Below are 25733 nucleotides of genomic sequence, written 5' to 3'. Positions count from 1 at the left end.
CAACGGCGGCATCGACAGCCGCACGCAGCGGCGCCACAATCGGCCGGCAACAACTCCGAAGGCGCCGCGCCTGCGTTTCTGCTGAAACATGGCACGGCGCCCGTGATCTGTGGATCACCGGGCGAACGGGGAAACGCGTTCGTCTCCCGACCTTGGAAAGGAGCACATCGCATGACCCCGCTGGCCGATCGTTACGGCCGCCGCTTTCCCTATTTGCGGCTGTCGGTCACCCCCGTCTGCAACTTCCGTTGCAGCTACTGCCTGCCGCATGGCTACCAGGCCGAGGCGGGCGCGGCCGGCCCCTTGTCGCTGGACGAGATCACCCGTCTGCTGCACGGCTTCGCCACGCTGGGCATGCACAAGCTGCGCCTCACCGGCGGCGAGCCCAGCGTGCGGCGCGACCTCAGCGGGGTGCTGCGCACCGCGTCCGCCGTGCCCAGCGTCGTCAAACTCGCGATGACCACCAACGGCACGCTGCTGTCGCGCCGCCTGCACGAATGGATGGACGCGGGGCTGAACGCCATCAACGTCAGCGTGGACAGCCTCGACCGCGCGGCGTTCGCGCGCATCACCGGCCACGACCGGCTGGACGACATCCTGCACGGCGTGGCCATGGCGCTGGATGCCGGGCTGCCCACCAAGCTCAACGCCGTGCTGCTGCGCGGCGTCAATGACCAGGAACTGCCGCGCTGGCTGGATTACCTGCGCGAGCACGCCGTGGGCCTGCGCTTCATCGAGCTGATGCAGACCGGCGACAACCTCGATTTCTTCCGCCAGCACCATGTGCGCGCGCAGACGCTGGAAGACCAACTGCGCGAGAGCGGTTGGCAGGCGCTGCCGCGCGCGCTCGATGCCGGTCCCGCGCGCGAATATGCGCACCCCGACTACGCCGGCCGCATCGGCATCATCGCGCCGTATTCCAAAGACTTCTGCGCCGGCTGCAACCGCCTGCGCGTCACCGCCACCGGCGACCTGCGGCTGTGCCTGTTCGGCGACTTCGGCATTCCGCTGCGCAAGTACCTGCAGCGCGACGATCAACTGGACGACCTGGTGCACGCCATCGGCGGCCAGATCGGCCGCAAGGAACAGGGCCACTTCCTGCACCAGGGCCACACCGGCATCACACCCCATCTCGCATCCACCGGAGGCTGATCCATGAGCGAGCGCGGCGACAGCGCGACCTTCCACATGGCCGACGTGCGCGCCAAGCGCATCACCGCGCGGCGCGCCGTGGCGGTGGGTGAACTGCTGGCTGGCGATGCCTTTGACGCCATCGTGCAGCGCCGCCTGCCCAAGGGCGACGCGATGGGCATGGCCGAGGTGGCCGGACTGCAAGGCGCGAAGAACGCCGCACAACTGATGCCGCTATGCCATCCGCTGGCGCTGGAATACGCCGAGCTGCGCTGCGTGCCAGTGCCCGAGCGGCGCGCCATCCGCGTCTATTGCGAAGCCGCCGCCATCGCGCGTACCGGCGTGGAGATGGAGGCGCTGGCCGGCGCCAGCGCGGCCCTGCTCACGCTCTACGACCTCACCAAGCCGGTAGAGCCGGCGCTGGCCATAGTCGGCGTGCGGCTGCTGTTCAAGGAAGGCGGCAAGAAGGGTTTGTGGTTCCACCCCGACGGCATCACCGACGAAGAGCGCGAGCACTACCGCCCGCGCGCGCTGCCTCGTCTGGACGGTGTGCCGGCCGCCGTCATCACGCTCAGCGACCGCGCCAGTCGTGGCGATTACGAAGACCGCTCCGGCCCGCTGCTGGTGGAACGCCTGCGCGCGCTGGGTGCGGAGGTCGGCCCCGCCGAGGTGCGCACCGACGAGGCCGCGCCGCTGGCCGCGCGCCTGCGCGAATTCGCGGTGGCCGGCATTCGCCTGGCGCTGTGCACCGGCGGCACCGGGCTCGCGCCGCGCGACGTCACGCCCGAGGCGCTGGCGCTGCTGGGTGCGCGCGTGGTGCCCGGCATCGGCGAGCTGTTCCGCAGCGAAAGCAGCCAGCACACGCCGCTGGCCTGGCTCAGCCGCGCCGAGGCGGTGCAGCTGGGCGACATGCTGGTGATCGCGTTGCCCGGCAGCAGCAAGGCGGTGGCGCAGGGCATGGAGATCCTCGCCCCCATCCTCGCCCACGCGCTGGCGATGATGGCCGGGGAGTGCCACGCATGAGCCACGCGCTGCTCGATCCTGCCGATGCGCTGCGGTTGATCCTGGCCGAATGCGTGGCGCTGGGCGCCGAAGATGTGGCGCTCGATGCGGCGATGGGTCGCGTGCTGGCCGCGGCGGTCATCGCGCCCGAAGCCTTGCCGCCCTTCGACAATGCCGCGATGGACGGCTATGCGCTGGCCGGCGGCAGCGAGCCTTTGCCCGCCGGCAGCGAATGGCCGATCGAGGGCGAGCAGGCCGCTGGCGACGGCATCGCGCGAGGTGGCGCCGGCGCCATCAGCATCATGACCGGCGCGCGTGTGCCCGACGGGCTGGATCGCGTGATCGCGGTGGAGCAGACCGAGCGCCTGGACGCGCCGCCGCGCGTGCGCCTGAAGGCCGCCGTGGCGCCGGGCGAGAACCTGCGCCGCGCCGGCTCCGACGTGGCGCAGGGCGATGTCGTGCTCGCCGCTGGCGGCGTGCTGGCGCCCAACCACCTGATGCTGCTCGCCGCACTGGGCGTGGCGCGCGTGCGCGTGGCGGCGCGGCCGCGCGTGGCCGTGCTGTGCACCGGCCGTGAGCTGGTGGACGAGCTGGGCGCCGCGCTGGCGCCGGGGCAGATCCGCAACTCCAACGGGCCGTATCTGGCCGCGCAGCTGCCGCGCTCGGGCGCCGAGCTGGTGCACCGCGAAACGGTGGGCGATGCGGTGGAGCCCTTCCTCGCGGCGGTGGCGCGTGCGCGTGAGTCCGGCGCGCGCGTACTGATCTCCACCGGTGCGGTGTCGATGGGCCAGTACGACTTCGTGCCGGCGGCGCTGGAACGCCTCGGCGCGCGCGTGATCTTCCACAAGCTGGCGATCCGCCCCGGCAAGCCGCTGCTGTTCGCGCGGCTGCCCGACGGCACGCTGTTCTTCGGCCTGCCGGGCAACCCCATCGCGGTGGCCGTGGGCCTGCGTTTCTTCGTCGAGCCGGCGCTGCGCGCGATGCTCGGCCTGCCGGGCGAGCTGCCGTGGCGCCTGCCGTTGGCGGCGGCTTTCAGCAAGAAGCCGCGCCTGCGTTTTCACCTGAAGGCCCGCGTGGCGGTGGATGCGCAGGGCCGGCTTAGCGCCCAGGTGCTGGACGGGCAGGAGTCCTACCGCATCCGCTCGCTGGCCGCCGCCAATGCCTGGGTGGTGATTCCGGCGGAGGCGGACGCCTTGCCCGCCGGCAGTCTGGTGGAGGTCTACGGGCTCGGCCATCTGGCCAGCCCGGACATGAACGGGAGCGCGGCATGAGCACACGCATCAACTTGTTCGGCGCGCTGCGCGAGGCCGATCCCCGCGGTTACGTGGAACTGGAGCTGCCCGCCGGCAGCACGGTCGCCGGCTTGCGCGAGGCGCTGGTGGCACATCTGGCCGCGCACGCGCCAGCGGTGTCCGCTGGTCTGGTGCGCCGCTGCGCCTTCGCCACCGACGATGAAATCCTGCACAACCATCGCATCGTGCCCGAGGGCGTGGCGCTGGCCGTGTTGCCACCGGTAAGTGGAGGTTGAGATGGACGGCCTGCATGTCGCCGTGGTGGAACGCGAGCTGGCCACGCTGGACGTGGCCGCCGCGCTGGATTTCGTGACCGATCCGCGCTTCGGCGGCATCGCCACCTTCATCGGGCGGGTGCGCGACCATAACGTGGGGCGTCGTGTCACCGGCATCAGCTACGACCTGTTCGTGCCCTTGGCGCTGAACCAGTTCCGCGCCATCGGTGAGCGCGCCCTGGTGGATGTGGGCGCGCCGCTGAAACTGTGGATCGCGCATGCCAGGGGCCGGCTGGCCATCGGCGACCCCGCCGTGGTGGTGGCCGCCGGCACGCCGCACCGCGACGAGGCCTTCCGCGCCTGCCGGCTCGCCATCGAGGCGGTGAAGCACGAGGCGCCGATCTGGAAGCAGGAGCATTACGTGGACGGCGACAGCGCCTGGAGCGAGGGCTGTTCGCTGTGCGAGGAAGACCGCGCCCATACGCATGCCGCGCATGGCCACGGTCACTGAAAACCGGCCCTGCCTCGGCGTGCTGCTGGCTGGCGGCCAGTCCCGCCGCATGGGCTGCGACAAGGCGCTGCTGGACTGGCACGGCCAGCCGTTGATCGAACGCCAGCTGGCGATCCTGCGCGAGTCCGGTGTGGACGGCCTGCGTGTGAGCGGCGAACGCCCCACGCACGGCGGCACGGCCGATGTGCAGCCGCAGCTCGGCCCACTGGGCGGCCTGGCCAGCGTGGCGGCGACGCTGACCGGCACGCCCGATCTCCTGGTGATACCGGTGGACATGCCGCGCCTTTCCAGTGGCTTGCTGCGGCGGCTGCGCTGCGAAAACCCATCGGCGCGCAGCCTGCGCCTGGCCGGCCATGTGCTGCCGTGGCGCGTGCGACTGGATGCGGCCTGCCGCATCGCGCTGGCCGCGCTGCTGGCCAGTGACGAGCCGCGTCGGCGCTCGCTGCACGGCGTGCAGGAGGTGCTGTGCACCGCGGAGTTGGCGCTTACGCTGGACGAAGTGGCGCAACTGATCGATTGCAACACCCCCGAACGATGGAGCGAGGCGAACCGATGAAAGTGCAACAGCAAGGGCAGTCGCTGCGCCTGCGCATCGACGAGGCGGAACTGGCGCGGCTGCTCGCCGGCGAGGTAGTGGAGAACGCCACCCGCTGGCCCGACGGCCGCGTGCAGGCGCAGCGTGTGGTGCTGGCCGCCGCCACCGCCTGGCAGCGCAGCGACGATGGCTGGTACGTGCAACTGATGGATGCCGAGGTGCGTGCGCTGGCGTCGCGCCTGCCCAGCCGCGATGGGCTGAGCTTTGCGCTGCATGGCCTCGACCTGAGTTTCGACGTGGACGTGCGCGACAGCGCGCGCCGGATGAAGGAGAGCAAGGCATGAGCCCATCATGGTTCGCCGGTAGGAGCGCGCTGGCGCGCGATGAGGTTTTTTGCCGGTGGACCCACCGCGCGCCGGCGCGCTCCTGCGGGGAAACGGGGCATGTCTTGAGGCGTCTGCTTGCCGGGCTTGCCTTGCTGCTGTGCACCGTCGTCGCGCAGGCCGCCGACATGCCGGTGCTGCGGGTGGCCTACGCCGGTTCCATGGGCGTGCTGCTGGATCGCGACGTTGGCCCGGCCTTCGCCAGGGCGCATGGCGTGGAGTACCAGGGCATGGGCCAGGGCTCCTATGCGCTGGCGCGGCTGATCGCCGGCCGGCAGCTGCAGGCCGACGTGTTCGTGGCGATCACGCCCGGCCCGGTCAAGGTCTTGCAGCAGGCTGGCCTGGTGGACTTTGCGGTGCCGGTGGCCAGCACGCGGATGGTGGTGATCTATAGCCCGAAAAGCCGGTTTGCCGCCGATTTCAAGGCTGCGGCGGCCGGACGGGAGGCCTGGTATGAGGTGCTGCGCGCGCCGGGCCTGCGCTTCGGCCGCACCGATCCGGCGATCGATCCGCAGGGCGCCAACGCCTTGCTCGCCCTGCAGCTCGCCGCGCGCTATTACCGCCAGCCCGGGCTGGTGAAGCAGGTGGCGGGCGATTGGCAGAACCCACCGCAGCTGTTTGCCGAAACCTCGCTGATGTCGCGCCTGGAGGCCGGCCAGATCGATGCCACCATCGGTTACGCCAGCGCCGCGTTCTCGCACCAGCTGCCCATCGTCGACCTGCCGGCCGAGATCGATCTGGCGCAGCCGGCGCTGCAGGCCACGTGGTATGCCAAGGCCGGTTTCACCCTGGCCAGCGGCAAGCGGATCGAGGCGCAGCCGCTGGTGTTCTATGCGAGCGTGCCGAAGGATGCGCAACAGCCTGAGCTGGGCCGCGCCTTCGTGGACTTCCTGCAGGACAAGCAGGGCCGGGCGCTGCTGCGCGAGCGCGGCTACGACCCGCCGCGTGGCGATGCGCTGTGACGCGATCGCGGCTCACCGCCGGCGTGGCGGCGCTCGCGCTGCTGCTGCTGGCCGCGCCCTTCGCCGGCCTGGTGATTGCCACCGACTGGCGGCATTTCGGCTTCGCCCATGGCGACGGCGGCGCGGTCATGGTGTCGCTTTCGCTGAGCCTGGTCGCGCTGGGTCTGATCGTGATGCTGGGCACGCCGCTGGCCTGGTGGCTGGCGCGTCACCGCGTGCGCGGGCAGTGGCTGATCGATGCGCTGCTGCTGCTTGCCCTGCTCACGCCGCCGCTCGCCATGGGCCTGCTGCTGGCCGCCTTGTACGGCCCCTACGGCGCGGCCGGCAGCCTGCTGGCGCGCGCGGGGCTGGTGCTCACCAATTCCGCGCCGGCCTTCGTGATGGCGCAGTGCTACGCCGCGCTGCCGTATTACGTGCTGGCCGCGCGTGCGGCCTTCGAGGGCGTGCCGCGCGAACTTGAGCAGATCGCGCTCACGCTGGGCCACTCGCCCGCGCGCTGCTTCTTCCGGGTCAGCCTGCCGCTGGCGAAGCTCGGCCTGGCGGCGGCGGTGGCGCTGGCCTGGGTGCGTGCACTGGGCGAGTTCGGCGTGGTGCTGATCGTGGCCTATTACCCGCAGGGCATCCCGGTGAAGCTGTGGACGAACCTGCAGGACTACGGCCTGTCGGCGGTGTATCCGCTGTTGTGGGTGTTCTTCCTGGTCGCCTTGCCGCTGCCGCTGGGGCTGGGTCTGGCGGTGCGCCGGAGGCTGGCCTGATGCGCATCGATTACCGCATCGTGCGCCCCATCGCGCTGTCGGCCAGCTTCGACGTGGAAGGCTTCACCGTGCTGCTCGGCGCCAGCGGCGAGGGCAAGACCCTGCTCCTGCGCGCCATCGCCGGCCTGCTTCCCGCGCAGGGCGAACCCTTCAACGGCCTGCCGCCGCAGCGGCGTGCGGTGGGCTACTTGCCGCAGGGGCATGCACTGTTCCCGCATTTGAACGCGTGGCAGAACGTGGCTTTCGCGCTCAACGGCCCGCGGCGCCGCATGGAGGCGATGGCGTGGCTGGCGCGGGTGGGCCTGGCCGAGCTGGCCGAACGCTGGCCGGCGCAGCTTTCCGGTGGGCAGCAGCAGCGCGTGGCGCTGGCCCGCGCGCTGGCGCGTCAGCCGCAACTGCTGCTGCTGGATGAGCCCACCTCCGCGCTCGACCCCGCCACCCGCGACGACGTGCTGGCCGAGCTCATCGCCGAAGTACGCGCCGCCGGCATCCCGGCGCTGGCGGTGAGCCACGACCCTGCGCTGGCGGCGGTGGCCGATCGCCTGGTGCTGTTGCACGAGCGGCGCATCGTGCAGGCGGGTACGCCGGCCGCGATCCACGCGCAGCCAGCCAGCGGCGCGGTGGCACGCTTGCTGGGTTGGCGCAACGTCTTGCGTGGCCGCCTCGAAGGCCGCCCGGGCGCGCAGGTTTTGCACTGGAGCGAGGCCGGGGTGCGGCTGCCGGTGCTGACGTCGCTGCCCGATGGCGCGGTGGTGGATTGGCATGTCGCGCCTGCGGCGGTGGCGTGGCATGCGGTGGACGCGGCGGCGGACGGCGCCATCGACGCGCAGGTCGAGTTGCGGCAAATGCACGCACACGGCGGTTACGCCGGCTTGCGCTGCGGTGCGGCGCGGTTGTGGGCCAGTTGGCCCGATGGCGGCGCGCAAGGCATCGTGCGGCTGGCGCTGCCGGCTTCGGCGATCCGCTGCTGGCCGGTGTGAGGCGCCTTCGTCACCTCGACTTTACGCGGGGGCGGCGATGGTTGGCGGTGGCGATCCGGTGCCGGGTGCGACAGAGTGTCCACGGCGTTTGACGATGGACAAATGGTCGGCGCCATGGGCCAAGTAGGATGCGCCAAGCTGCTTCAGCCCTATCGACGAGCCAGTGGAGACGAGCACGATGCGTGTCGCCTACCGAGTATTGTTCGCCAGTACGTTCGCCTTCGTGGTGTGCTTCGCCGTATGGATGATGTTCGGTGTATTGGGCATACCGATACGCAAGGAACTGGGTCTGAACGCCACCGAGTTCGGCCTGCTCACCGCCACGCCGGTGCTCTCCGGTGCCGCGCTGCGGCTGCCGCTGGGTATCTGGACCGACCGCTACGGCGGGCGCCTGGTGATGACGGTGCTGCTGTTGGCCTGCGCGCTGCCGGTGTGGCTGGTGGGTTATGCGCGCGAGCTGTGGCAGTTCCTCGCCATCGGTTTTGCCCTGGGTGCCGTGGGCGCGTCCTTTGCGGTGGGCACGCCGTACGTGGCGCGCTTCTTTCCCGCCTCGCGGCGCGGCTTCGCCATGGGTGTGTTCGGCGCCGGCACCTCGGGCGCGGCGCTCAACCTGTTCGTGACGCCGGCGCTGGTGGCGCACTGGGGCTGGCGCGCGGTGCCGCCGATCTATGCGGTGGCGCTGCTGGCCACGGCGGGACTGTTCTGGCTGCTGTCCGCGCCCGATCCGGTCGTGGGCGCGGGCGGCAAGGCACCCGCGGGGCTGGGCGCGCAGCTGCGCGTGCTGCGTGATCCGCGGGTGTGGAAGTATTGCCAGTACTACTCGCTGACCTTCGGCGGCTTCACCGCGCTGTCGTTGTGGATGCCGCAGTATTTCATCGGTGAATACGGGGTGGCGATCGGCGCGGCGGCGGCGCTGGCCGCGAGCTTCTCGCTGCCGGCCGGCGTCCTGCGCGCGCTGGGCGGCGCCCTGTCGGACAAGTTCGGCGCGCATGCCACCACGTGGTGGGTGCTGTGGGTGGCGTGGATCGCGCTGTTTCTGCTCTCCTACCCGCAGACCCAGCTGACGGTGCACACCATCCGTGGTCCGGCGGCCTTCGACATCGGCCTGTCGCTGTGGTTCTTCGTGCCGCTGTTGTTCGTGCTGGGCGTGGCGCTGGCCTTCGGCATGGCCTCCACCTTCAAATACCTGGGCGACGATTTTCCCGACAACCTCGGCGTGGTCACCGGCATTGTCGGCCTCGCTGGCGGCATAGGCGGTTTCCTGTTGCCGATCCTGTGGGGCGCGCTGCTCGATGTGCTCGGCATCCGCTCCAGCGCCTTCATGCTGCTGTACGGTATCGTCTGGGTATCGCTGATCCTGATTTATTTCACCGAGGCGCGCCGCGTGGATTTCCACGGCGTCGAGGCCGCGCGCTGACCTGCTGTCGCCTTCCCACCAAGCCACCCACCCGGGAGTTACACCATGGGCCACTTTCTGGAACGTCTCCGTTATTTCCAACGCCCCCGGCAGCCGTTTTCGGAGGGCTGGGGCGAGGTGCGCACCGAAGCACGGCAGTGGGAAGACGGCTACCGCAACCGCTGGTCGCACGACAAGGTGGTGCGCTCCACCCATGGCGTGAACTGCACCGGCTCGTGCAGCTGGAAGATCCACGTCAAGCAGGGCGTGGTGACCTGGGAGACGCAGCAGACCGACTACCCGCGCACACGCCCGGGCATGCCCAACCACGAGCCGCGCGGCTGCTCGCGCGGCGCGTCGTATTCCTGGTACCTGTACAGCGCGAACCGGCTGAAGTACCCAATGATCCGCGGCCGCCTGCTCAAGCACTGGCGCAAGCTGCGCGAGACGATGGCGCCGGTGGAGGCCTGGGCGGCGCTGATGGCCGAGCCGGGCATGAAGGACTACAAGGCCAGCCGCGGCCTCGGTGGCTTCGTGCGCGTGAAGTGGGACGAGGCGCTGGACATGGTGGCCGCGGCCAACGTGCACACGGTGAAGGTGCACGGCCCGGACCGCGTCACCGGCTTCTCGCCGATCCCGGCGATGTCGATGGTGTCCTACGCCTCCGGTGCGCGCTACCTCAGCCTGATCGGCGGCACCTTGCTGTCGTTCTACGACTGGTACTGCGACCTGCCGCCCTCCAGCCCGCAGACCTGGGGTGAGCAGACCGACGTGCCCGAGTCGGCCGACTGGTACAACTCCGGCTACCTGATCGCCTGGGGCTCGAACGTGCCGCAGACGCGCACGCCCGACGCGCACTTCTTCGTCGAGGCGCGCTACAACGGCACCCAGGTGGTGGCGGTGACGCCGGACTATTCCGAGGTCGCCAAACTCTCCGACCTGTGGCTGCATCCCAAGCAGGGCACCGATGCCGCGCTCGCCATGGCGATGGGCCACGTGATCCTCAAGGAGTTCTTCCTCGACCGCCAGGCCGAGTACTTCCAGGACTACTGCCGCAAGTACACCGACCTGCCGCTGCTGGTCACCCTGCGCAAGGACGGTGCGCGCTGGGTGCCCGACCGCTACCTGCGCGCCAGCGATTTCGACGGCGCACTGGGCAGCCCCGACCATGCCGAGTGGAAAACCGTGGGCTTCGACGTCGACGGCGCGCCAGTGGTGCCGCAGGGTTCCATCGGTTTCCGCTGGCCGGGCAAGGCGGACAGCCCCGACCACGGCAAGTGGAACCTGGAACAGAAGACCCCCGACGGCCGCGAGATCACGCTGGCGCTGACCCAGCTCGACCGCCGCGACGAGGTCTGCGCGGTGGCCTTCCCGTACTTCGGCGGCACCGAGCATCCCAACTTCCCGCACAACGTGCAGCAGGGTGGCGACGTGCTGCTGCGCCACGTGCCCACGCGCAAGCTGGCCACCAGGGATGGCGAGGTGATGGTGGCCACCGCCTTCGACCTGCTGTGCGCGCACTACGGCCTGGATCGTGGCCTGGGCGGCGAGGTGGCGACGAGCTACGAGGACGACATCGCCTACACCCCGGCCTGGCAGGAGTCCATCACCGGCGTGCCGGCCAAGCATGCGATCTCGGTGGCGCGCGGTTTTGCCGACAACGCGGAGAAGACCAAGGGCCGCTCCATGGTCATCATCGGTGCCGGCATGAACCACTGGTACCACCAGGACATGAACTACCGCAGCATCATCAATTTCCTGATGCTGTGCGGCACCGTGGGCGTCTCCGGCGGTGGCTGGTCGCACTACGTGGGCCAGGAAAAACTGCGCCCGCAGACCGGTTGGACGGCGCTGGCCTTCGCGCTGGACTGGGTGCGCCCGCCGCGGCAGATGGCCGGCACCACGTTCTTCTACGTGCACTCCGACCAGTGGCGCTACGAGAAGGTGGAGGTGGGCGAGCTGCTCTCGCCGCTGGCCGACCCCAAGCGTCACGGCCGCAGCCTGATCGACTGCAACGTGCGCGCCCAGCGCATGGGCTGGACGCCGTCCGCGCCGCAGCTCAACCGCAACCCGCTGCAGGTGGCGCGTGATGCCGCCGCCGCCGGCCTGAGCGCGCAGGACTACGTGGTGCAGTCGCTCAAGGACGGCTCGCTGCAGATGGCCAGCGAGGATCCGGACAACCCGGTCAACTTCCCGCGCAACCTGTTCATCTGGCGCTCCAACCTGTTCGGCTCCTCCGGCAAGGGCCACGAGTATTTCCTCAAGCACTTCCTCGGCACCCGCTGCGGCATCCAGGGCAAGGACCTGGGCGAGGAAGGCGCCGCCAAGCCGGAGGAAGTGGTGTGGCGCGAACCCGCACCCGAGGGCAAGCTCGACCTGGTGGTGACGCTGGACTTCCGCATGTCCACTTCCTGCCTGTATTCGGACGTGGTGCTGCCCACCGCCTCCTGGTACGAGAAGAACGACCTCAACACCTCCGACATGCACCCCTTCATCCACCCGCTGTCGGCGGCGGTGGACCCGGTGTTTGAGTCGAAGAGCGACTGGGAGATCTTCAAGGCCGTGGCCAAGCGCTTCTCCGAGTTGTCGGTGGGCAAGCTCGGCGTGGAACAGGACGTGGTGCTCACGCCCATCATGCACGACACCCCGGCCGAGCTGGCCCAGCCCTTCGGCGCGCAGGACTGGAAGAAGGGCGAGTGCGAGCTGGTGCCCGGCGTCTCCGCCTCCAACATCGCGCAGGTGGAACGCGACTACCCGGCGACCTACGCGCGCTACACCGCGCTCGGCCCCTTGCTGGACAAGCTCGGCAACGGCGGCAAGGGCATCGGCTGGAACACCGAGCACGAGGTGGCCGGCTTGGCCGCGCTCAACTACACGGTGGAGGACGGCCCGGCCAAGGGGCGCCCACGCATCATGAGCGACATCGATGCGGCCGAGACCGTGCTCTACCTCGCGCCCGAAACCAACGGCGAGGTGGCGGTGAAGGCGTGGGCGGCGCTGTCGAAGATCACTGGCCGCGACCACACCCACCTGGCCAGGCCGCGCGAGGACGAGAAGATCCGCTTCCGCGACATCCAGGCGCAGCCGCGCAAGATCATCTCCTCGCCCACCTGGAGCGGCATCGAGAGCGAGCACGTCAGCTACAACGCCGGCTGGACCAACGTCAACGAGCTGATCCCCTGGCGCACCATCTCCGGCCGCCAGCAGTTCTACCAGGATCACGACTGGATGCGCGACTACGGCGAGGCGCTGGCGCTGTACCGTCCACCGATCGACACCCGTACGGTGACGCCGGTGGCCGGCAAGAAGGGCAACGGCCACCCCGAGATGGTGCTGAACTTCATCACCCCGCACCAGAAATGGGGCATCCACAGCACCTACACCGACAACCTGCTGATGCTCACGCTCTCGCGTGGCGGGCCCATCGTGTGGATTTCGGAAACCGACGCGAAATCGGTGGGCATCGTCGACAACGACTGGATCGAGGTCTACAACGCCAACGGCGCGCTCACCGCGCGCGCGGTGGTCAGCCAGCGCGTCAACTCGGGCATGTGCCTGATGTACCACGCGCAGGAGAAGATCGTGAACGTGCCAGGGTCGGAGGTCACCGGCATGCGCGGCGGCATCCACAACTCGGTCACCCGCACCGTGCTCAAGCCCACCCACATGGTGGGTGGCTACGCGCAGCTGTCCTGGGGCTTCAACTACTACGGCACCGTGGGCGCCAACCGCGACGAGTTCGTGATCGTGCGCAAGATGGCCAAGGTGGACTGGATGGATCGCGTGCAGCACCAGGCGCGCGAAGACGAACTCAACACCAAGCTGGCCTGAGGAATCGACGATGAAAGTTCGCGCACAGATCGCGATGGTGCTGAACCTGGACAAGTGCATCGGCTGCCACACCTGTTCGGTCACCTGCAAGAACGTCTGGACCTCGCGCAAGGGCATGGAGTACGCGTGGTTCAACAACGTCGAAACCAAGCCCGGCATCGGCTATCCCAAGGACTGGGAGAACCAGGAACGCTGGAAGGGCGGCTGGGTGCGCAAGCCCAACGGCAAACTGGTGCCCAAGCAGGGCGGCCGTTTCGCCGTGCTGGCCAAGCTGTTCGCCAACCCGGCGATGCCGCAGATCGACGACTACTACGAGCCTTTCACCTTCGACTACGAGAACCTGCAGACTGCGCCGGAGCTGCCCACCGCGCCGGTGGCGCGGCCGATCTCGCTGATCACCGGCCGCACCATGGAGAAGGTGGAGTGGGGCCCGAACTGGGAGGAAATCCTCGGCGGCGAATTCGCCAAGCGCAGCGCCGACTACAACTTCGAGGCCGTGCAGAAGGACATCTACGGCCAGTTTGAAAACACCTTCATGATGTACCTGCCGCGCCTGTGCGAGCACTGCCTCAACCCCACCTGCGTGGCCTCGTGCCCGTCCGGCTCGATCTACAAACGCGAGGAGGACGGCATCGTCCTGATCGACCAGGACAAGTGCCGCGGCTGGCGCATGTGCGTCTCTGGCTGCCCGTACAAGAAGATCTACTACAACTGGGTGAGCGGCAAGGCGGAAAAGTGCACCTTCTGCTACCCGCGCATCGAGGCCGGCCTGCCCACCGTATGCTCGGAAACCTGCGTGGGCCGCATCCGCTACCTCGGCGTGATCCTGTACGACGCCGACCGCATCAGCGAGGCCGCCGCCACGCCGAACCCGCAGGATCTCTACCAGGCCCAGCTCGACGTCTTCCTCGACCCGAATGATCCGGAAGTGCAGCGCCAGGCGCTGGCCGATGGCATCCCGGCGGCGTGGCTGGAATCGGCCAAGCACTCGCCCACCTACAAGATGGCGGTGGAGTGGAAGATCGCCTTCCCGCTGCATCCCGAGTACCGCACCCTGCCCATGGTCTGGTACGTGCCGCCGCTGTCGCCGATCCAGTCGCATGCCAACTCCGGCCAGGTCGGTGCCACCGAGCACGGCCTGCCCGACGTGGACTCGCTGCGCATCCCGGTGCGCTACCTCGCCAACCTGCTCACCGGCGGCAACGAGGCGCCGGTCACCGGCGCGCTCAAGCGCCTGCTGGCGATGCGCGCGTGGTTCCGCGCCAAGCAGCTTGGCATGCCGCAGGACAAGGCCATGCTCGATTCGGTGGGCCTCACCCCCGCCACCGCCGAGGCCATGCACCGCTACCTCGCCATCGCCAACTATGAAGACCGCTTCGTGATCCCCACCGCGCACCGCGAGGAGGCCGACAACGCCTACCAGATCCGCGGCGGCTGCGGCTTCACCTTCGGCAACGGCTGCGACGGCATCGACGCCAAGGCCGGCCTGTTCGGCGGCAAGATGGGCCGGCGCAAGGTCATTCCCATCCGCATGATCGACGGCGACAACTGATGGCTACCGAACACTCCCTCACCCTGCGCGCGCTGGCGGCCCTGCTTGCCTACCCCGACGAGGAGCAGCGCGCGGCGCTGCCCGAGATCGGCGCCGCCCTGCAACACGCCAGGGGCGTGGACGGCGAACGCCGCGCGCAGCTCCTGGCCCTGGTCGATGAACTGGGGCAGGGCGAGTTGCTCGACGTCGAAGCACGCTACGTGGAGCTGTTCGACCGCGGTCGAACCACCTCGCTCAACCTGTTCGAGCACGTGCACGGCGACGGCCGCGAACGCGGCTCGGCGATGCTGGAGCTGCGCGAGCGCTACGCCAAGGTCGGCCTGGAACAGAGCAACCACGAGCTGCCCGATCACCTGCCGGTGCTGCTGGAATACCTGAGCTGCTGCGAGCCCGCCGAAACGCCGGCGCTGCTCGGCGAGTGCGCCCTGGTGCTGCGCAAGCTGGGCAATGCGCTGGCCAAGCGCGGCAGCCGCTACGCCGCCGTGCCCGCCGCCTTGCTCGACCTGGCCGGCGAGGAAGGCCTGGATCCACTCGCCCCGGTGCCGCCGCCCGAAGACCTGGACAAGAGCTGGGAAGAACGCCCGGCCTTCGAAGCCCCCACCGCCACCGCACCCCGATGACCGCCCCCGTGCCGGAGTACCTGCCATGACGCTTACACCCGCCTGGAACCAGTTCCTGTTCGGCATCTACCCCTATATCTGCCTTGCGGTGCTGCTGTTGGGCAGCCTGGTGCGCTACGACCGCGAGCCGTACTCGTGGAAGAGCGACTCCTCGCAGGTGCTGCGTGCCAAGAGCCTGCGCTGGGGGTCCAACCTGTTCCACTACGGCATCCTGGTGGTGGTGCTGGGCCACTTCGCCGGCTTCCTCACCCCGGGCTGGGCCATCGACTGGCTGCTCGACCCGGCCCAGCACGAACTGCTTGCCATGGCCGCCGGCGGCCCGGCCGGCGTGGTCGCCATCATCGGCCTCAGCCTGCTGATCCGTCGCCGGCTGGGCGACGCGCGCGTGCGCCGCAACAGCCGCAAATGGGACATCACCATCGTCGTCATGCTGTGGTTCCAGCTGCTGCTGGGCATTTCCACCGTGCCGATCTCGGCGCAGCACATGGATGGCGTGATGTTCCAGCAGCTCAGCCACTACGTGCAGAGCATCGTCTACTTCCAGGGCGGCAGCGCGGCCCTGCTGCAAGGCGTGCCGTGGGTGTACCAGCTGCACATCCTGCTGGGCTTCACCATCTTCCTGGTGTCGCCCTTCACCCGCATGGTGCACATCTGGAGTGGTGTGGGCAGCCTCGCCTACCTGTTCCGGCCCTACCAGCTGGTGCGCTCGCGCAAGCGCGAGGTGCATTCGTGAGCGTGCAAGTCAACGGCGTGGCGGTGGATACCGCCGACTGGCCCAGCGATGAGCTGGCCGCGGTGCACGAGCTGCTGCGCCAGCGGGCGCAGGCGCTGGATCTGCTGGCCGAGGACGCCGATGGCGACGCCATGCAGGCGGCCATCGAGCAACTGCTGGCGCGCGAGGTCAGCGTGCCCGAGCCCACGCCCGAGGAATGCCGCCGCTACTACGACGCCCATCCGGAGCGCTACCGCAGCGGCGAGCTGGTGCACGCGCGGCACATCCTGTTCCAGGTCACCCCGGCTACGCCAGTGCCGACGATACGCGCGGTGGCCGAGGCCATGCTGAAGGAATTGCGCGCGCAGCCGGAGCTGTTCGAGGCGCGCGCCCGCGACAAATCCAACTGCCCCTCCGGCGCGCAGGGCGGCCAACTGGGCCAGCTCGCGCGCGGCGCCACCGTGCCCGAGTTCGACAAGGCGCTGTTCGAAGGCGTCGACCTGGGCGTGCTGCCGCGCCTGGTGAACACCCGCTACGGCTTCCACATCGTGGCGGTGGATCAGCGCATTCCCGGCGAGCAACTGCCCTTCGAGGCGGTCGCCGAGCGCGTGGCGCGCGAGCTGCGCAACGCCGCCGAGCAGCAGGCGCTGGGCCAGTACGTACGCGTGCTCGCCGGCCAGTCCGAGCTGGCCGGCGTGGAGCTGGATGCGGTCGGCTCGCCGCTGGTGCAGTAGGCCGGCCCGCCTTCACCATAGCGGGCTCGATGGGTGCCGGTATCAATACCCACGCGGTACTGCGTGGGCGTTGCTGCGCTGGACAATGCCTGCATCACGCCCGCCGACGTGGACTGGCTGAGCCTCGCCCAAGGCGTCGCCACAGCGTCCCCCCGTCAGCTGTTACACCCCTGTTTTCGCCCGCGTAACCCATTACGCCCTCGCTTGCGGAGAGTTGCACGGCAAGCGTGAGTCGCACCGCCGACCGCCGACCGCCGACCGCCGACCGCCGATAGGGCGCAGGAGACTGTTTGGTTTGTACGTAGGAAGTTTGCTTGACGCCACGTCCGCCACGGCGCCACCATCCGGTGCAACACCCCGGATGCGGGGGCTAAATCTAGTTAGGCGCCACAAACATGCTGCACGTGATCTGGGATTGGACGAAGTTTAGCTTTTGGCTCGGACTGATCTGCCTCGCAGCAGGTCTTGTCGTTGTGCTGCCGCTAATGCTTTCCAAGCGCCTTCGAGGGCGCTTCTTCCGTTCCAAGTTCGATCTCGAGACGATTGGCGCCATTGCTCTGCTCGTCATGCTTCTCGCCATAGGCCTTTACAATAACTTTGGCGCGCATGGCGTCTAACATCTTGTTCAAGGCGGACGGATTCGCCGCCGTTTAACTCCAGCGTTATGTCTCTTATGACCTTTATCGCACACCTACAAGCAAAGCTCACATCGCTTGGGATCACCAGCACTCTTGACGGTGAGAAAATTACGATCGAAAGACCGGGGCTGCGCACACTAACGATTAAGAGTGATGCGGACTTGGATGCCGCCTTTGCCTCTTACAAAAAGGCCAAGAGCATTAGCTTCGACTTGGAGCCACGCGAGCTTATTCATAACAATTCGTTTGAAGTCCTTGTAACACGCCTCTCTCCATTAATGTCAGGCGGTTTCAAGGTCCACGTGCAACATGATCAATGAATTGTTCCGGCGCTTGCTTCGGCGAGCCTCAGGTGGTCGTTGTAGACCTCCAGCGGGGTACGGAATTGATGACGCTTTCGCGGTCGGGTGTTGAGGCTGAGGGCGATCTGGTTGAGCTCGTCCTGGCTGTAGACCGACAGGTCGGTGCCCTTGGGCAGGTACTGTCGAAGCAGGCCATTGGTGTTCTCGTTGCTGCCGCGCTGCCAGGGGCTGTGCGGGTCGGCGAAGTACACCTGCACGCCGGTACGCAAGGTCAGGGCGTCGTGGTAGCTCATCTCCTTACCCTGGTCGTATGTCAGCGTCTTGCGCAAGGCTTCAGGGATGCTCTTCAGCGCCTTGCCAAAACTCTCCAGTACGTCGGCTGCGCTGGCGCTGCTCATCTTGGCCAGCACCACGAAGCCGCTGGTGCGTTCGACCAGTGTCCCCACGGACGAACGGTTGCCGGCGCCCTTGATCAGGTCGCCCTCCCAGTGTCCGGGAATCAAGCGATCCGCCACTTCCGGTGGACGTACGTGGATGCTCTGCATGTTCGGTATCTGGCCGCGTCGATCCATCCCGCGCGTGCGTGGCTTGCGCGTGCTGCGGCCTTGGCGCAGGCAGTCGATCAACTCCTTGCGCAGTTCGCCGCGCGGCACCAGGTACACCGCGGTGTAGATCGTTTCGTGAGACACCCGATAGCTCGCCGCGTCAGGAAAGGCCCTCGCCAGTATCCCGGCGATCTGCTCCGGCGACCAGCGTGCCCGCAACAGCGCCTGCACGGTTTCCCACAGCGCAGGGTCGTCCAGTTTTCGCGTCACGCGCGGTTTGCTCCGGCATTCCCGACTACGCTGATGCGCCGCCTGCGCCTTGTAGTTCGCCGGGTCGACACGTGCCCGGCGGCGCTCGCGACTGATCGTGCTCGTCGCACGTCCCAGCGAGCGGCCAATGGCACGCAGGCTGTCACCCGCCTCCAAGCGGCGCTGAATCTCCACTCGCTCTTCCAGGGTCAGTTCGTTGTACGTTCTCATCGCAACAGCCTATGTCAGAATCGGCAAGGTGTTGCACGTGGAGTTTGAGACGGCCTCATTTCAAAATGAGCAACACGTACTTTCAGACAGTCGCGGGAACACTGTTAAAGTCGGATCTTGTTCATCAGCGTTCTCGCTAGCGTTTCTTGATTCAGTTGAATACGCGAAGTATTTCGACGCTAGAACAAGGAAACGCATCATGGAATCAACTCTGGCGACACGTAGGCCAGATTCGATTCTGTGGGCTCCAATCACAGCCACCTACACCCACAAAGGCCGCAAGACCCCGCCTCAATTTAGAGAGATGGCACTTCATGCCATCCGCAGTAGTCTCTTCAAAATTGCAGCTGAACAGCACGATTGTTACGCCGTCTGGAAACCCAGGAACCGACGAGTTAAGTCAATCCACGGCGATGCATCGAATGGTGACAATGTCATTCCACGCGCGCGTTATGAAGAGGACGTAGTCAGCTTTTATAAGGTAGCTAAGGCTTCGCCATTTTCAAGCCAAAGTTTTCTTGCCTATTACCATGTACTCGAGTTCTTCTTCCTCAAAGTAGCGGAGACAAAGCTGCATCACCGTCTTTCTTCTATCTTGAATTCCCCAACTCTTAGAACGGATAGGAACTCACTAGATAAGGTCATCTCTCTTGTTCGCGGCCAAGACTCGAGGAACGATGAAACCGAGATGCTCCGTAGCGTTTTGGATACGTACGTTCAAGAGCAGGATTTGGTCGATTTCATCAATGAAATTGAGACTAAAATCGGGGAAAAGATCTACTCTAAAAGGCGTCGCGTGTTCGGTGAAGAAATCCAGATCAGTCCGATCAAAGATCACGCTCTCGCCAACTCAGCTAAGGATCGTCTGATTAACCACTGTCAGTGACGACGCCGGATTTTTCGTGGCGCGCGCAGCGTGGCGATGGTCGAGTGCACGCCCCTGCGCCGGTTCGCATGTGGTTTTTCACTCGCGGCTGCCTCCCTTGGCCGCTGTGGTGCGCTCTCCGGGCGCACCTACCCCACGGAAGCCAGCAGATGCTTGCGTGCCATCCACAGGTTGCCCAGCGCGAGCAGCGTCTTGACCTGGGCGGTGTTCTTGACCAGGCCCTTGTAGCGCACCTTCACATAGCCGAACTGGCGCTTGATGACCCGGAACGGGTGTTCCACCGCGGCACGGATCGAGGCCTTCGCGTGTTCCAGCTGCTCGGTAATTTCGCGCAGCTTGGTATCGTCGATGGCCTTCACCACGCTGCGCTTGGCCGCGATCCAGAACGTGCGCCCGCGCTTCACAGCCCGCTTCTCGGCGCCGGTGTAGCCCGCATCGCCGAACACATGCCGCTCCTTGCCGTGCAGCAGGTTCGGCACCTCGGTCACGTCAGCCACGTTCGCCGCCGTTCCCTTTACCGTGTGCACCAGGCCGCTTTCAGCATCGACGCCGATGTGCGCCTTCATGCCGAAGAACCACTGATTGCCCTTCTTGGTTTGGTGCATCTCCGGGTCGCGCGCCTTGACCTTGTTCTTCGTCGATGGCGCGGCCGCGATGATCGTGGCGTCCACGATCGTGCCTTGCGACAGCTTGAAGCCATGCCGTTTCAGGTGCTTGCCCACGGTCGCAAACAGTTGGTCGGCCAGCCCGTGCCGCTCCAACAGGTGGCGGAACTTGCACACCGTCGTCTCGTCCGGCGCCGATTCGCGGCCCAGGTCAATGCCCACAAACCGGCGCATCGCCGCCGAGTCGTACAGCGCCTCCTCCACCGCCGGGTCGGACAGCGCGTACCACTGCTGCAGAAAGTGGATGCGCAACATTCTTTCCAGGCCCACGCTCGGGCGGCCACCGCCGTCGGCACGCGGCTTGGGGTAGAACGGCTCGATCACCGCGCACAGCTCGGTCCACGGCACCACCTTGTCCATCTCGGCCAGGAACACGTCGCGGCGAGTCGTCTTGCGGTGGGCTTCGAAACCCGCATCGGACTGCGTGGCCAAGGTCAGCTGCTGAGGCATCGGTTACGCTCGGTGGGTGGCGGCTTCACTTCGACAGCGGGGCAAAATCGGAGTTTCCCTAAGACGCTCAAACACATTCGCAATGCAATTGTTCACTCAAGCGACCGTTATAAGCGAGAAGACTGCCATATCCCATTGTCTGACACCGAGGATCTGATTGCTGAATTCATTCCGCTAGTACGCTTCTTCGCGGAAAGAGTCATCTATGGATCCGCAACTTAAGTCAGGGATATAACAATTCCGTAGGAGACTTCCCCGTCAACCCGTGCGTATGAAGCTTTTGCCCTGGGCTTTCGGGCCGCTGCCAGTGATGGGATTTCGGATGCGACGTGAAACGTGCTGCGGCCAGTGCATGACGGCGGACAACGTGTGTCAGGCGGCATTTCCGTAGACGGTCTTGTTGCACCGGTGGGGCTGGTGCAGACCAGGGTATAAACCGCGCCCGGAGACCTCATTCATTCAGCGGTGTCGTCGGCGTACCGGCGCCGATGCCTTTGCCCGGCGCCGTCGGGTCACGCCTTGCCGTGGAACAGCTCGCGGCCGATCGGCAGGCGGCGGAATACGGCGTGGTGTGCCGGCGCCGATGCCTTTGCTCAGCGCCGTCGGGTCATGCCTTGCCGTGGAACAGCTCGCGGCCGATCAGCATGCGACGGATCTCGTTGGTGCCGGCGCCGATCTCGTAGAGCTTGGCGTCGCGCAGCAGGCGGCCGGCTGGGAACTCGTTGATGTAGCCGTTGCCGCCCAGCGACTGGATCGCCTCCAGCGCCACCTTCACCGCGTTGACCGAGGCGTTGAGCAGGCAGGCGGCCGGGTCGATGCGCGACTTCACCCCGCTGTCGAATTGCTGCGCGACCATGTAGGCGAAGCCGCGCGAAGACTGCAGCGCGGTGTACATGTCGGCCACCTTGGCCTGCATGATCTCGAAGGTGCCGATCGGTGCGTTGAACTGCTTGCGCTCGCGCACGTAGGGCAGGGTGAGGTCCATCGCCGCCTGCATCAGGCCGATCGGGCCGCCGGACAGCACCAGGCGCTCGGTGTCCAGGCCGCTCATCAGCACGCGCACGCCTTCGTTCACTTCGCCCACGATGTTTTCGGCGGGGATTTCGCAGTTCTCGAACACCAGCTCGCAGGTGTTGGAGCCGCGCATGCCGAGCTTGTCCAGCTTCTGCGCGGTGGTGAAGCCCGGCATGCCCTTCTCGACGATGAAGGCGGTCATGCAGCGGCTGCCGGCGGCGCGCGGCGCGGTGCGCATGTAGACCAGCAGCACGTCGGCGTCGGGGCCGTTGGTGATCCACATCTTGGTGCCGTTGGCAACCCACACACCGCCCTTCAGCTCGGCCTTGCAGCTCATCGAGCCGACCACGTCGGAGCCGGCGCCGGGCTCGCTCATCGCCAGCGCGCCCACGGACTCGCCCGTGCACAGTTTGGGGATGTACTTGCGCCGCTGCGCCTCGTTGCCGTTGTGGAAGATGTTGTTGACGCACAGGTTGGAGTGCGCGCCGTAGGACAGGCCCACCGAGCCGGAGGCGCGCGAGATTTCCTCCATCGCCACCATGTGCGCGAGGAAGCCCATGCCGGTGCCGCCGTATTCGGCGGGGATGGTCATGCCGAGCAGGCCCAGCTCGCCGAACTTGCGCCACAGGTCGGCCGGGAACAGGTTGTCGTGGTCGATCTGGGTGGCGCGCGGCGCGATCTCCTTCTCGGCAAAGGCATGCACGGTGTCGCGCAGCAGGTCGATGTCTTCGCCAAGCGGGAAGGGACGCATCACGGGCTCCTGGTCGTGGGGATTCAGCCGTCGAATGGTAACGCAGCCGGCGGGAGCGGCCCTGACGCGACGCACCAGCGCCGGCGCGAACCTGCTGCTGCACGGCGTGGGCACAAAAAAACGCCGCGCTTGTGCGCGGCGTCGAGAAGACCTTGGGCTGCGACGGATGCCGCCGCAGCCCGTGGGGAATTACCAGATCTTCACCTGCTTGTCGCCCGAACGCACCATCGCGTCGCCCGGCTTGCACTGGAAGGCGGCGGCGAAGGTGCCCATGTCCGACGGCGCGGCACCGGCGCGGATTGCCGCCGGCGAGTGCGGGTCGGTGTTGAGGGACAACGCGGCCTGCTTCTCGCGGACGCTGCCGCGCCACACGCGTGCCCAGTTGAGGAAGAAACGCTGATCCTGGGTGTAGCCGTCGATCTTCTGGTCGGCTTCGGCGGGGGTCTTCTTCAGCGCGTCCTGCAGCGCGTCGTAGGCGATGTTGAGGCCGCCCAGGTCGGCGATGTTCTCGCCCAGGGTCAGCTTGCCGTTGACGTGCAGCTTGGGCTGATCCTTCAGCGGGGTGTAGCCGTCGAACTGCTCGACCAGCAGCTTGGTGCGCGCGTTGAACTGCTTCTTGTCCTGCGGCGTCCACCAGTCGGCGCGGTTGCCCTTGCCGTCGAACTGGCTGCCCTGGTCGTCGAAGCCATGGCTGGCCTCGTGGCCGATCACCGCGCCGATGCCGCCGTAGTTGATGGCGTCATCGCCGTTGGCGTAGAAGAACGGCGCCTGCAGGATCGCAGCCGGGAAGTTGATGGTGTTGGTGGACGGGTCGTAGTAGGCGTTGACCGTCTGCGGGGTCATGCCCCACTCGTTGCGGTCGGTGGGCTTGCCGATCTTGCCGAGGTCGTAGTGGTAGTTGTACTTGGCGGCGGCTTCGAGGTTGGCGAACCACTGGCCCTGCTGGATATCCAGGCCACTCCAGTCGCGCCACTCGTTCTTGTCCGGGTAGCCGATCTTGGGCAGGAAGTCACCCCACTTCTCCAGCGCCTTCTGCTTGGTGGTGTCGCTCATCCAGTCCAGGTGCTCGATGCGGTTCTTCAGCGCGTCGCGCACGTTGGTGACCAGTTCCTCGGCGCGCTGCTTGGACTCGGGCGGGAAATACTTGGCCACGTACAGCTCGCCCAGGCCCATGCCCATGGCTTCGTTCACCGCGCCGGTGACGCGCTTCCACAGCGGGCGCTGCTCGGGCTGGCCGCGCAGGGTCTTGCCGTAGAAGTCGAACTGGTTGTCCTGGAAGGCGGTGCTCAGCGCGGGGGAGGCGCTGTTGACGAGGTGGAAGCGCAGGTAGGCCTGCCACTGCGCCACCGGTGCGCTGGCGAGCAGCTTGTCGAACTCGGCGATGAACTTGGGCTGGGAGAGCGAGAAGCCCGCGCCCACGTCCACGCCCTGCGCCTTGAAGAAGTTTTCCCAGCTGAAGTGCGGGCTCACCTTGTCGGCTGCCTTGACGCTGACGAAGTGGTACTGGTTGTCGAGGTTGCGCATTTCGGTGGGTGCCAGCGAGGCCTTGGCCAGCGAAGTCTCGAATGCCATCACCTGGTCGGCCTGCTGCTTGGCGTCGGCCTCGGACGTGCCGGCCAGCTGCAGCGTCTTGGCGATGTAGGCCACGTACTTGGCGCGCAGATCCTTGTACTGCGGATCGAGGTAGTAGTCCTTGGTGGGCAGGCCCAGGCCGCTCTCGAACACGTAGCCGATCTGCTTGCTGGCGTCCTTGAAGTCGGCACCGGAGCCGAAGGCGAACACGTAGCCGTCGCCGTCGTTGAAGCTGGCGTCGAGGAAGGCGGGAATATCGGCGTTGGTCTTGATGGCGTCGATCTTGGCCAGCTTGGGCTTGATCGGGTCGAAGCCGGCCTTGTCGATGGTGGCCTGGTCCATGCCGGCGGCATACAGCCAGCCGATCTTCTGTTCGGTCGAGCCGGCCTTGGCGCTGGCGGCGCCCTTGGCGGCGGCCTCCAGGATCTGGTGCTGCTCGTCCAGGCTCTTCTCGGCGAGCTGGTCGAAGGCGCCCCAGCGGGAGCGGTCGGACGGAATCGGGTTGGCGGCCACCCACTTGGCGTTGACGAAGCTGTTGAAGTCGGTGCAGGCCTCGTTGCTCGGGCCCAGCTCGCCGATGTCGAACACGCTCTTGGGCGCGGCGGTCGCGGCGGTCGCCGCGGTGCTGGCCGGGGCGGCGACGGTGGCGGGCTTGGCGGGGGCGGCGGCCGGCGCGGCGGCTTGTTCCTGCTTGCCGCAGCCGGTCAGGGCCAGCGCCACGGCGGCGGTCAGCGCCAGGGGCTTCAGATACTGCTTGGTCATGGGTTCCCTCTCTCTCGGTGGGTGCGAATGGCGCCGTGGCGGCGTTGCTGTGTTTGGCCGGCAGGCGGAGTCGCCCTGGCCGACCTTGACCGGCCAAGCTAGGTCAATCGCCGTGGCCGGCCCAGTGTCAAAGGTCAGGGGTGGCGCTGGCAACCAAGGCCAGCCAGGCCTTGGCCGCGGGCGACAACTGGGCGCCCGCGCGCCAGGCCAGCACCATGCGCCAGCGCAACTCGCGGCTGGCCAGCGGCACCGTCGCCACGCCGCGCAGCGCGCGGGTCGCCACCGCCAGTCGCGGCAACAGGGCGATGCCGCCGCCGGCGGCCACCAGGGCCAGGATGAAATCCACCTGCGAGCTGCGCACCGTCTCGCGCGGCACGATGCCGTGGCGGTCGCAGGCGGCCTCGATCAGCCGGTTCAGCGCAAAGCCTTCCTCGAACAGGATCAGCGGTGTTTCGGCCAGCCAGTCGAAGCGGAAGCGCTTGGCCTGCGCGTGCGGGTGTGCCTGCGGCAGCAGCGCCAGCATGGGTTCATCGCGTACCGTCTGCCAGGCCAGCCCGTTGCCGGCGGGCAGCAGGGTGGCGGCGATGTCCAGCTCGCCATCCAGCACGGCCTGCTCCAGCCGGCGGCTGCCGTGCTCCATCAGGCGGATGTCGATGTCGGGGTGCTGCTGGCGGAAGTGTGCCAGCAGCGGCGCGAACAGCACGCTGGAGCCCATTGGCGGCAGGCCCAGGCGCAGCTCGCCGCGGCGCAGGCCACGCAGCGCGTCCAGTTCGGCGTGCAGGCGCGCGGTGGCGGCGAGGATGGACTGCGCATGGCGGTGCACCAGCTCGCCGGCGGCGGTCAGCCGCACGCCGCGGCGGCCGCGTTCGAGCAGGCGCGTGCCGCACTCGTTCTCCAACTGGGCGATGGCCTTGCTCAGGGTGGGCTGGCTGGCGTGCGCCTGTGCGCTGGCGCGGGCGAAGCCGCCGGCGCGCACCACTTCGGCCAGGTAACGCAGGGCGCGGTGATCCATAAGTATTCCAAATATGAATGTGTAGCATGGAAACAATTCATTTCC

Annotated in this window: 24 protein-coding genes and 1 riboswitch; of the genes, 19 read left to right on the top strand and 5 right to left on the bottom strand. The window is 67.4% G+C overall.

Features of this window, described 5'->3' with window-relative positions; all coding sequences use genetic code 11:
* Nucleotides 1-41: 41 nt before the first annotated feature.
* Nucleotides 42-179: riboswitch (molybdenum cofactor riboswitch) on the top strand.
* The 18 genes from moaA (at nucleotide 172) to AC3WQA_RS04515 (ending at nucleotide 17569) form a co-directional block, all read left to right on the top strand.
* A complete protein-coding gene (gene moaA, locus AC3WQA_RS04600) occupies nucleotides 172-1152 on the top strand; it encodes a GTP 3',8-cyclase MoaA (RefSeq protein WP_492673909.1) in 981 nt (326 codons plus the stop codon). (Overlaps the previous riboswitch by 8 nt.)
* A 3-nt stretch (nucleotides 1153-1155) precedes the next feature.
* Nucleotides 1156-2154, top strand: a complete 999-nt coding sequence (gene moaCB, locus AC3WQA_RS04595) for a bifunctional molybdenum cofactor biosynthesis protein MoaC/MoaB (protein WP_492673908.1) — start codon at nucleotides 1156-1158, stop codon at nucleotides 2152-2154.
* An 8-nt stretch (nucleotides 2155-2162) separates the two neighbouring features.
* Nucleotides 2163-3404, top strand: a complete 1242-nt coding sequence (locus AC3WQA_RS04590) for a molybdopterin molybdotransferase MoeA (RefSeq protein ID WP_492676317.1) — start codon at nucleotides 2163-2165, stop codon at nucleotides 3402-3404.
* Nucleotides 3401-3661, top strand: coding sequence for a MoaD/ThiS family protein (locus tag AC3WQA_RS04585; protein ID WP_492673907.1), 261 nt, complete (start codon nucleotides 3401-3403; stop codon nucleotides 3659-3661). Before AC3WQA_RS04590 ends, AC3WQA_RS04585 begins: the two co-directional genes overlap by 4 nt.
* A 1-nt stretch (nucleotide 3662) precedes the next feature.
* Complete coding sequence (locus AC3WQA_RS04580; protein ID WP_492673906.1) at nucleotides 3663-4151, top strand: molybdenum cofactor biosynthesis protein MoaE; 489 nt, start codon at nucleotides 3663-3665, stop codon at nucleotides 4149-4151.
* The gene (mobA, locus tag AC3WQA_RS04575; RefSeq protein WP_492673905.1) at nucleotides 4135-4707 is read left to right on the top strand and encodes a molybdenum cofactor guanylyltransferase; all 573 of its coding nucleotides are present in this window, start codon (nucleotides 4135-4137) and stop codon (nucleotides 4705-4707) included. The genes AC3WQA_RS04580 and mobA overlap by 17 nt, the downstream gene beginning before the upstream one ends.
* A complete protein-coding gene (locus tag AC3WQA_RS04570) occupies nucleotides 4704-5030 on the top strand; it encodes a hypothetical protein (RefSeq protein WP_492673904.1) in 327 nt (108 codons plus the stop codon). The genes mobA and AC3WQA_RS04570 overlap by 4 nt, the downstream gene beginning before the upstream one ends.
* Nucleotides 5031-5134: 104 nt before the next feature.
* Entirely contained in the window at nucleotides 5135-6031 is an 897-nt protein-coding gene (locus AC3WQA_RS04565) for an extracellular solute-binding protein (RefSeq protein ID WP_492673903.1), read from the top strand.
* Nucleotides 6028-6786 carry an ABC transporter permease subunit gene (locus AC3WQA_RS04560; protein WP_492673902.1) on the top strand — a complete coding sequence of 253 codons (759 nt, stop codon included), beginning with the start codon at nucleotides 6028-6030 and terminating at the stop codon, nucleotides 6784-6786. Before AC3WQA_RS04565 ends, AC3WQA_RS04560 begins: the two co-directional genes overlap by 4 nt.
* The gene (locus tag AC3WQA_RS04555) at nucleotides 6786-7766 is read left to right on the top strand and encodes an ABC transporter ATP-binding protein (RefSeq protein ID WP_492673901.1); all 981 of its coding nucleotides are present in this window, start codon (nucleotides 6786-6788) and stop codon (nucleotides 7764-7766) included. Before AC3WQA_RS04560 ends, AC3WQA_RS04555 begins: the two co-directional genes overlap by 1 nt.
* A gap of 178 nt (nucleotides 7767-7944) precedes the next feature.
* Entirely contained in the window at nucleotides 7945-9183 is a 1239-nt protein-coding gene (locus AC3WQA_RS04550; RefSeq protein WP_492673900.1) for an MFS transporter, read from the top strand.
* A gap of 45 nt (nucleotides 9184-9228) precedes the next feature.
* Nucleotides 9229-12993, top strand: coding sequence for a nitrate reductase subunit alpha (locus tag AC3WQA_RS04545; protein ID WP_492673899.1), 3765 nt, complete (start codon nucleotides 9229-9231; stop codon nucleotides 12991-12993).
* A 10-nt stretch (nucleotides 12994-13003) separates the two neighbouring features.
* Complete coding sequence (gene narH / locus AC3WQA_RS04540) at nucleotides 13004-14545, top strand: nitrate reductase subunit beta (protein WP_492673898.1); 1542 nt, start codon at nucleotides 13004-13006, stop codon at nucleotides 14543-14545.
* Nucleotides 14545-15165 carry a nitrate reductase molybdenum cofactor assembly chaperone gene (gene narJ, locus AC3WQA_RS04535; protein ID WP_492673897.1) on the top strand — a complete coding sequence of 207 codons (621 nt, stop codon included), beginning with the start codon at nucleotides 14545-14547 and terminating at the stop codon, nucleotides 15163-15165. The genes narH and narJ overlap by 1 nt, the downstream gene beginning before the upstream one ends.
* Before the next feature lie 25 nt (nucleotides 15166-15190).
* On the top strand, nucleotides 15191-15898 hold the full coding sequence (gene narI, locus AC3WQA_RS04530) for a respiratory nitrate reductase subunit gamma (RefSeq protein WP_492673896.1): 708 nt from the start codon (nucleotides 15191-15193) through the stop codon (nucleotides 15896-15898).
* Complete coding sequence (locus AC3WQA_RS04525) at nucleotides 15895-16611, top strand: peptidylprolyl isomerase (RefSeq protein WP_492673895.1); 717 nt, start codon at nucleotides 15895-15897, stop codon at nucleotides 16609-16611. The genes narI and AC3WQA_RS04525 overlap by 4 nt, the downstream gene beginning before the upstream one ends.
* Before the next feature lie 395 nt (nucleotides 16612-17006).
* Nucleotides 17007-17228, top strand: coding sequence for a hypothetical protein (locus AC3WQA_RS04520; protein WP_492673894.1), 222 nt, complete (start codon nucleotides 17007-17009; stop codon nucleotides 17226-17228).
* 56 nt (nucleotides 17229-17284) lie between these two features.
* Nucleotides 17285-17569: a hypothetical protein gene (locus tag AC3WQA_RS04515; RefSeq protein WP_492673893.1), complete on the top strand. Its 285-nt coding sequence runs from the start codon at nucleotides 17285-17287 to the stop codon at nucleotides 17567-17569.
* Here AC3WQA_RS04515 and AC3WQA_RS04510 read toward each other — a convergent pair.
* On the bottom strand, nucleotides 17563-18576 hold the full coding sequence (locus AC3WQA_RS04510; RefSeq protein ID WP_492673427.1) for an IS30 family transposase: 1014 nt from the start codon (nucleotides 18574-18576) through the stop codon (nucleotides 17563-17565). The genes AC3WQA_RS04515 and AC3WQA_RS04510 overlap by 7 nt on opposite strands.
* Before the next feature lie 199 nt (nucleotides 18577-18775).
* Between AC3WQA_RS04510 and AC3WQA_RS04505 the strand changes: the two genes are divergently transcribed.
* A complete protein-coding gene (locus AC3WQA_RS04505) occupies nucleotides 18776-19462 on the top strand; it encodes a hypothetical protein (RefSeq protein ID WP_492673892.1) in 687 nt (228 codons plus the stop codon).
* Nucleotides 19463-19590: 128 nt separating this feature from the next.
* On the opposite strand, the gene AC3WQA_RS04500 is transcribed toward AC3WQA_RS04505, so the two are convergent.
* The 4 genes from AC3WQA_RS04500 to AC3WQA_RS04485 all read right to left on the bottom strand — a co-directional run bounded on the left by AC3WQA_RS04500 (nucleotide 19591) and on the right by AC3WQA_RS04485 (nucleotide 25688).
* The gene (locus AC3WQA_RS04500) at nucleotides 19591-20577 is read right to left on the bottom strand and encodes an IS5 family transposase (RefSeq protein WP_492673891.1); all 987 of its coding nucleotides are present in this window, start codon (nucleotides 20575-20577) and stop codon (nucleotides 19591-19593) included.
* Nucleotides 20578-21184: 607 nt separating this feature from the next.
* On the bottom strand, nucleotides 21185-22342 hold the full coding sequence (locus AC3WQA_RS04495; protein WP_492673890.1) for an isovaleryl-CoA dehydrogenase: 1158 nt from the start codon (nucleotides 22340-22342) through the stop codon (nucleotides 21185-21187).
* Nucleotides 22343-22531: 189 nt separating this feature from the next.
* Nucleotides 22532-24676: a M13 family metallopeptidase gene (locus AC3WQA_RS04490; RefSeq protein WP_492673889.1), complete on the bottom strand. Its 2145-nt coding sequence runs from the start codon at nucleotides 24674-24676 to the stop codon at nucleotides 22532-22534.
* A 127-nt stretch (nucleotides 24677-24803) separates the two neighbouring features.
* Nucleotides 24804-25688, bottom strand: a complete 885-nt coding sequence (locus AC3WQA_RS04485) for a LysR family transcriptional regulator (RefSeq protein ID WP_492673888.1) — start codon at nucleotides 25686-25688, stop codon at nucleotides 24804-24806.
* Nucleotides 25689-25733: the final 45 nt, after the last annotated feature.

The sequence above is a fragment of the Rhodanobacter sp. FW106-PBR-R2A-2-24 genome (genome assembly GCF_058789615.1).
This window is presented reverse-complemented; position numbering and strand designations above follow the sequence as displayed.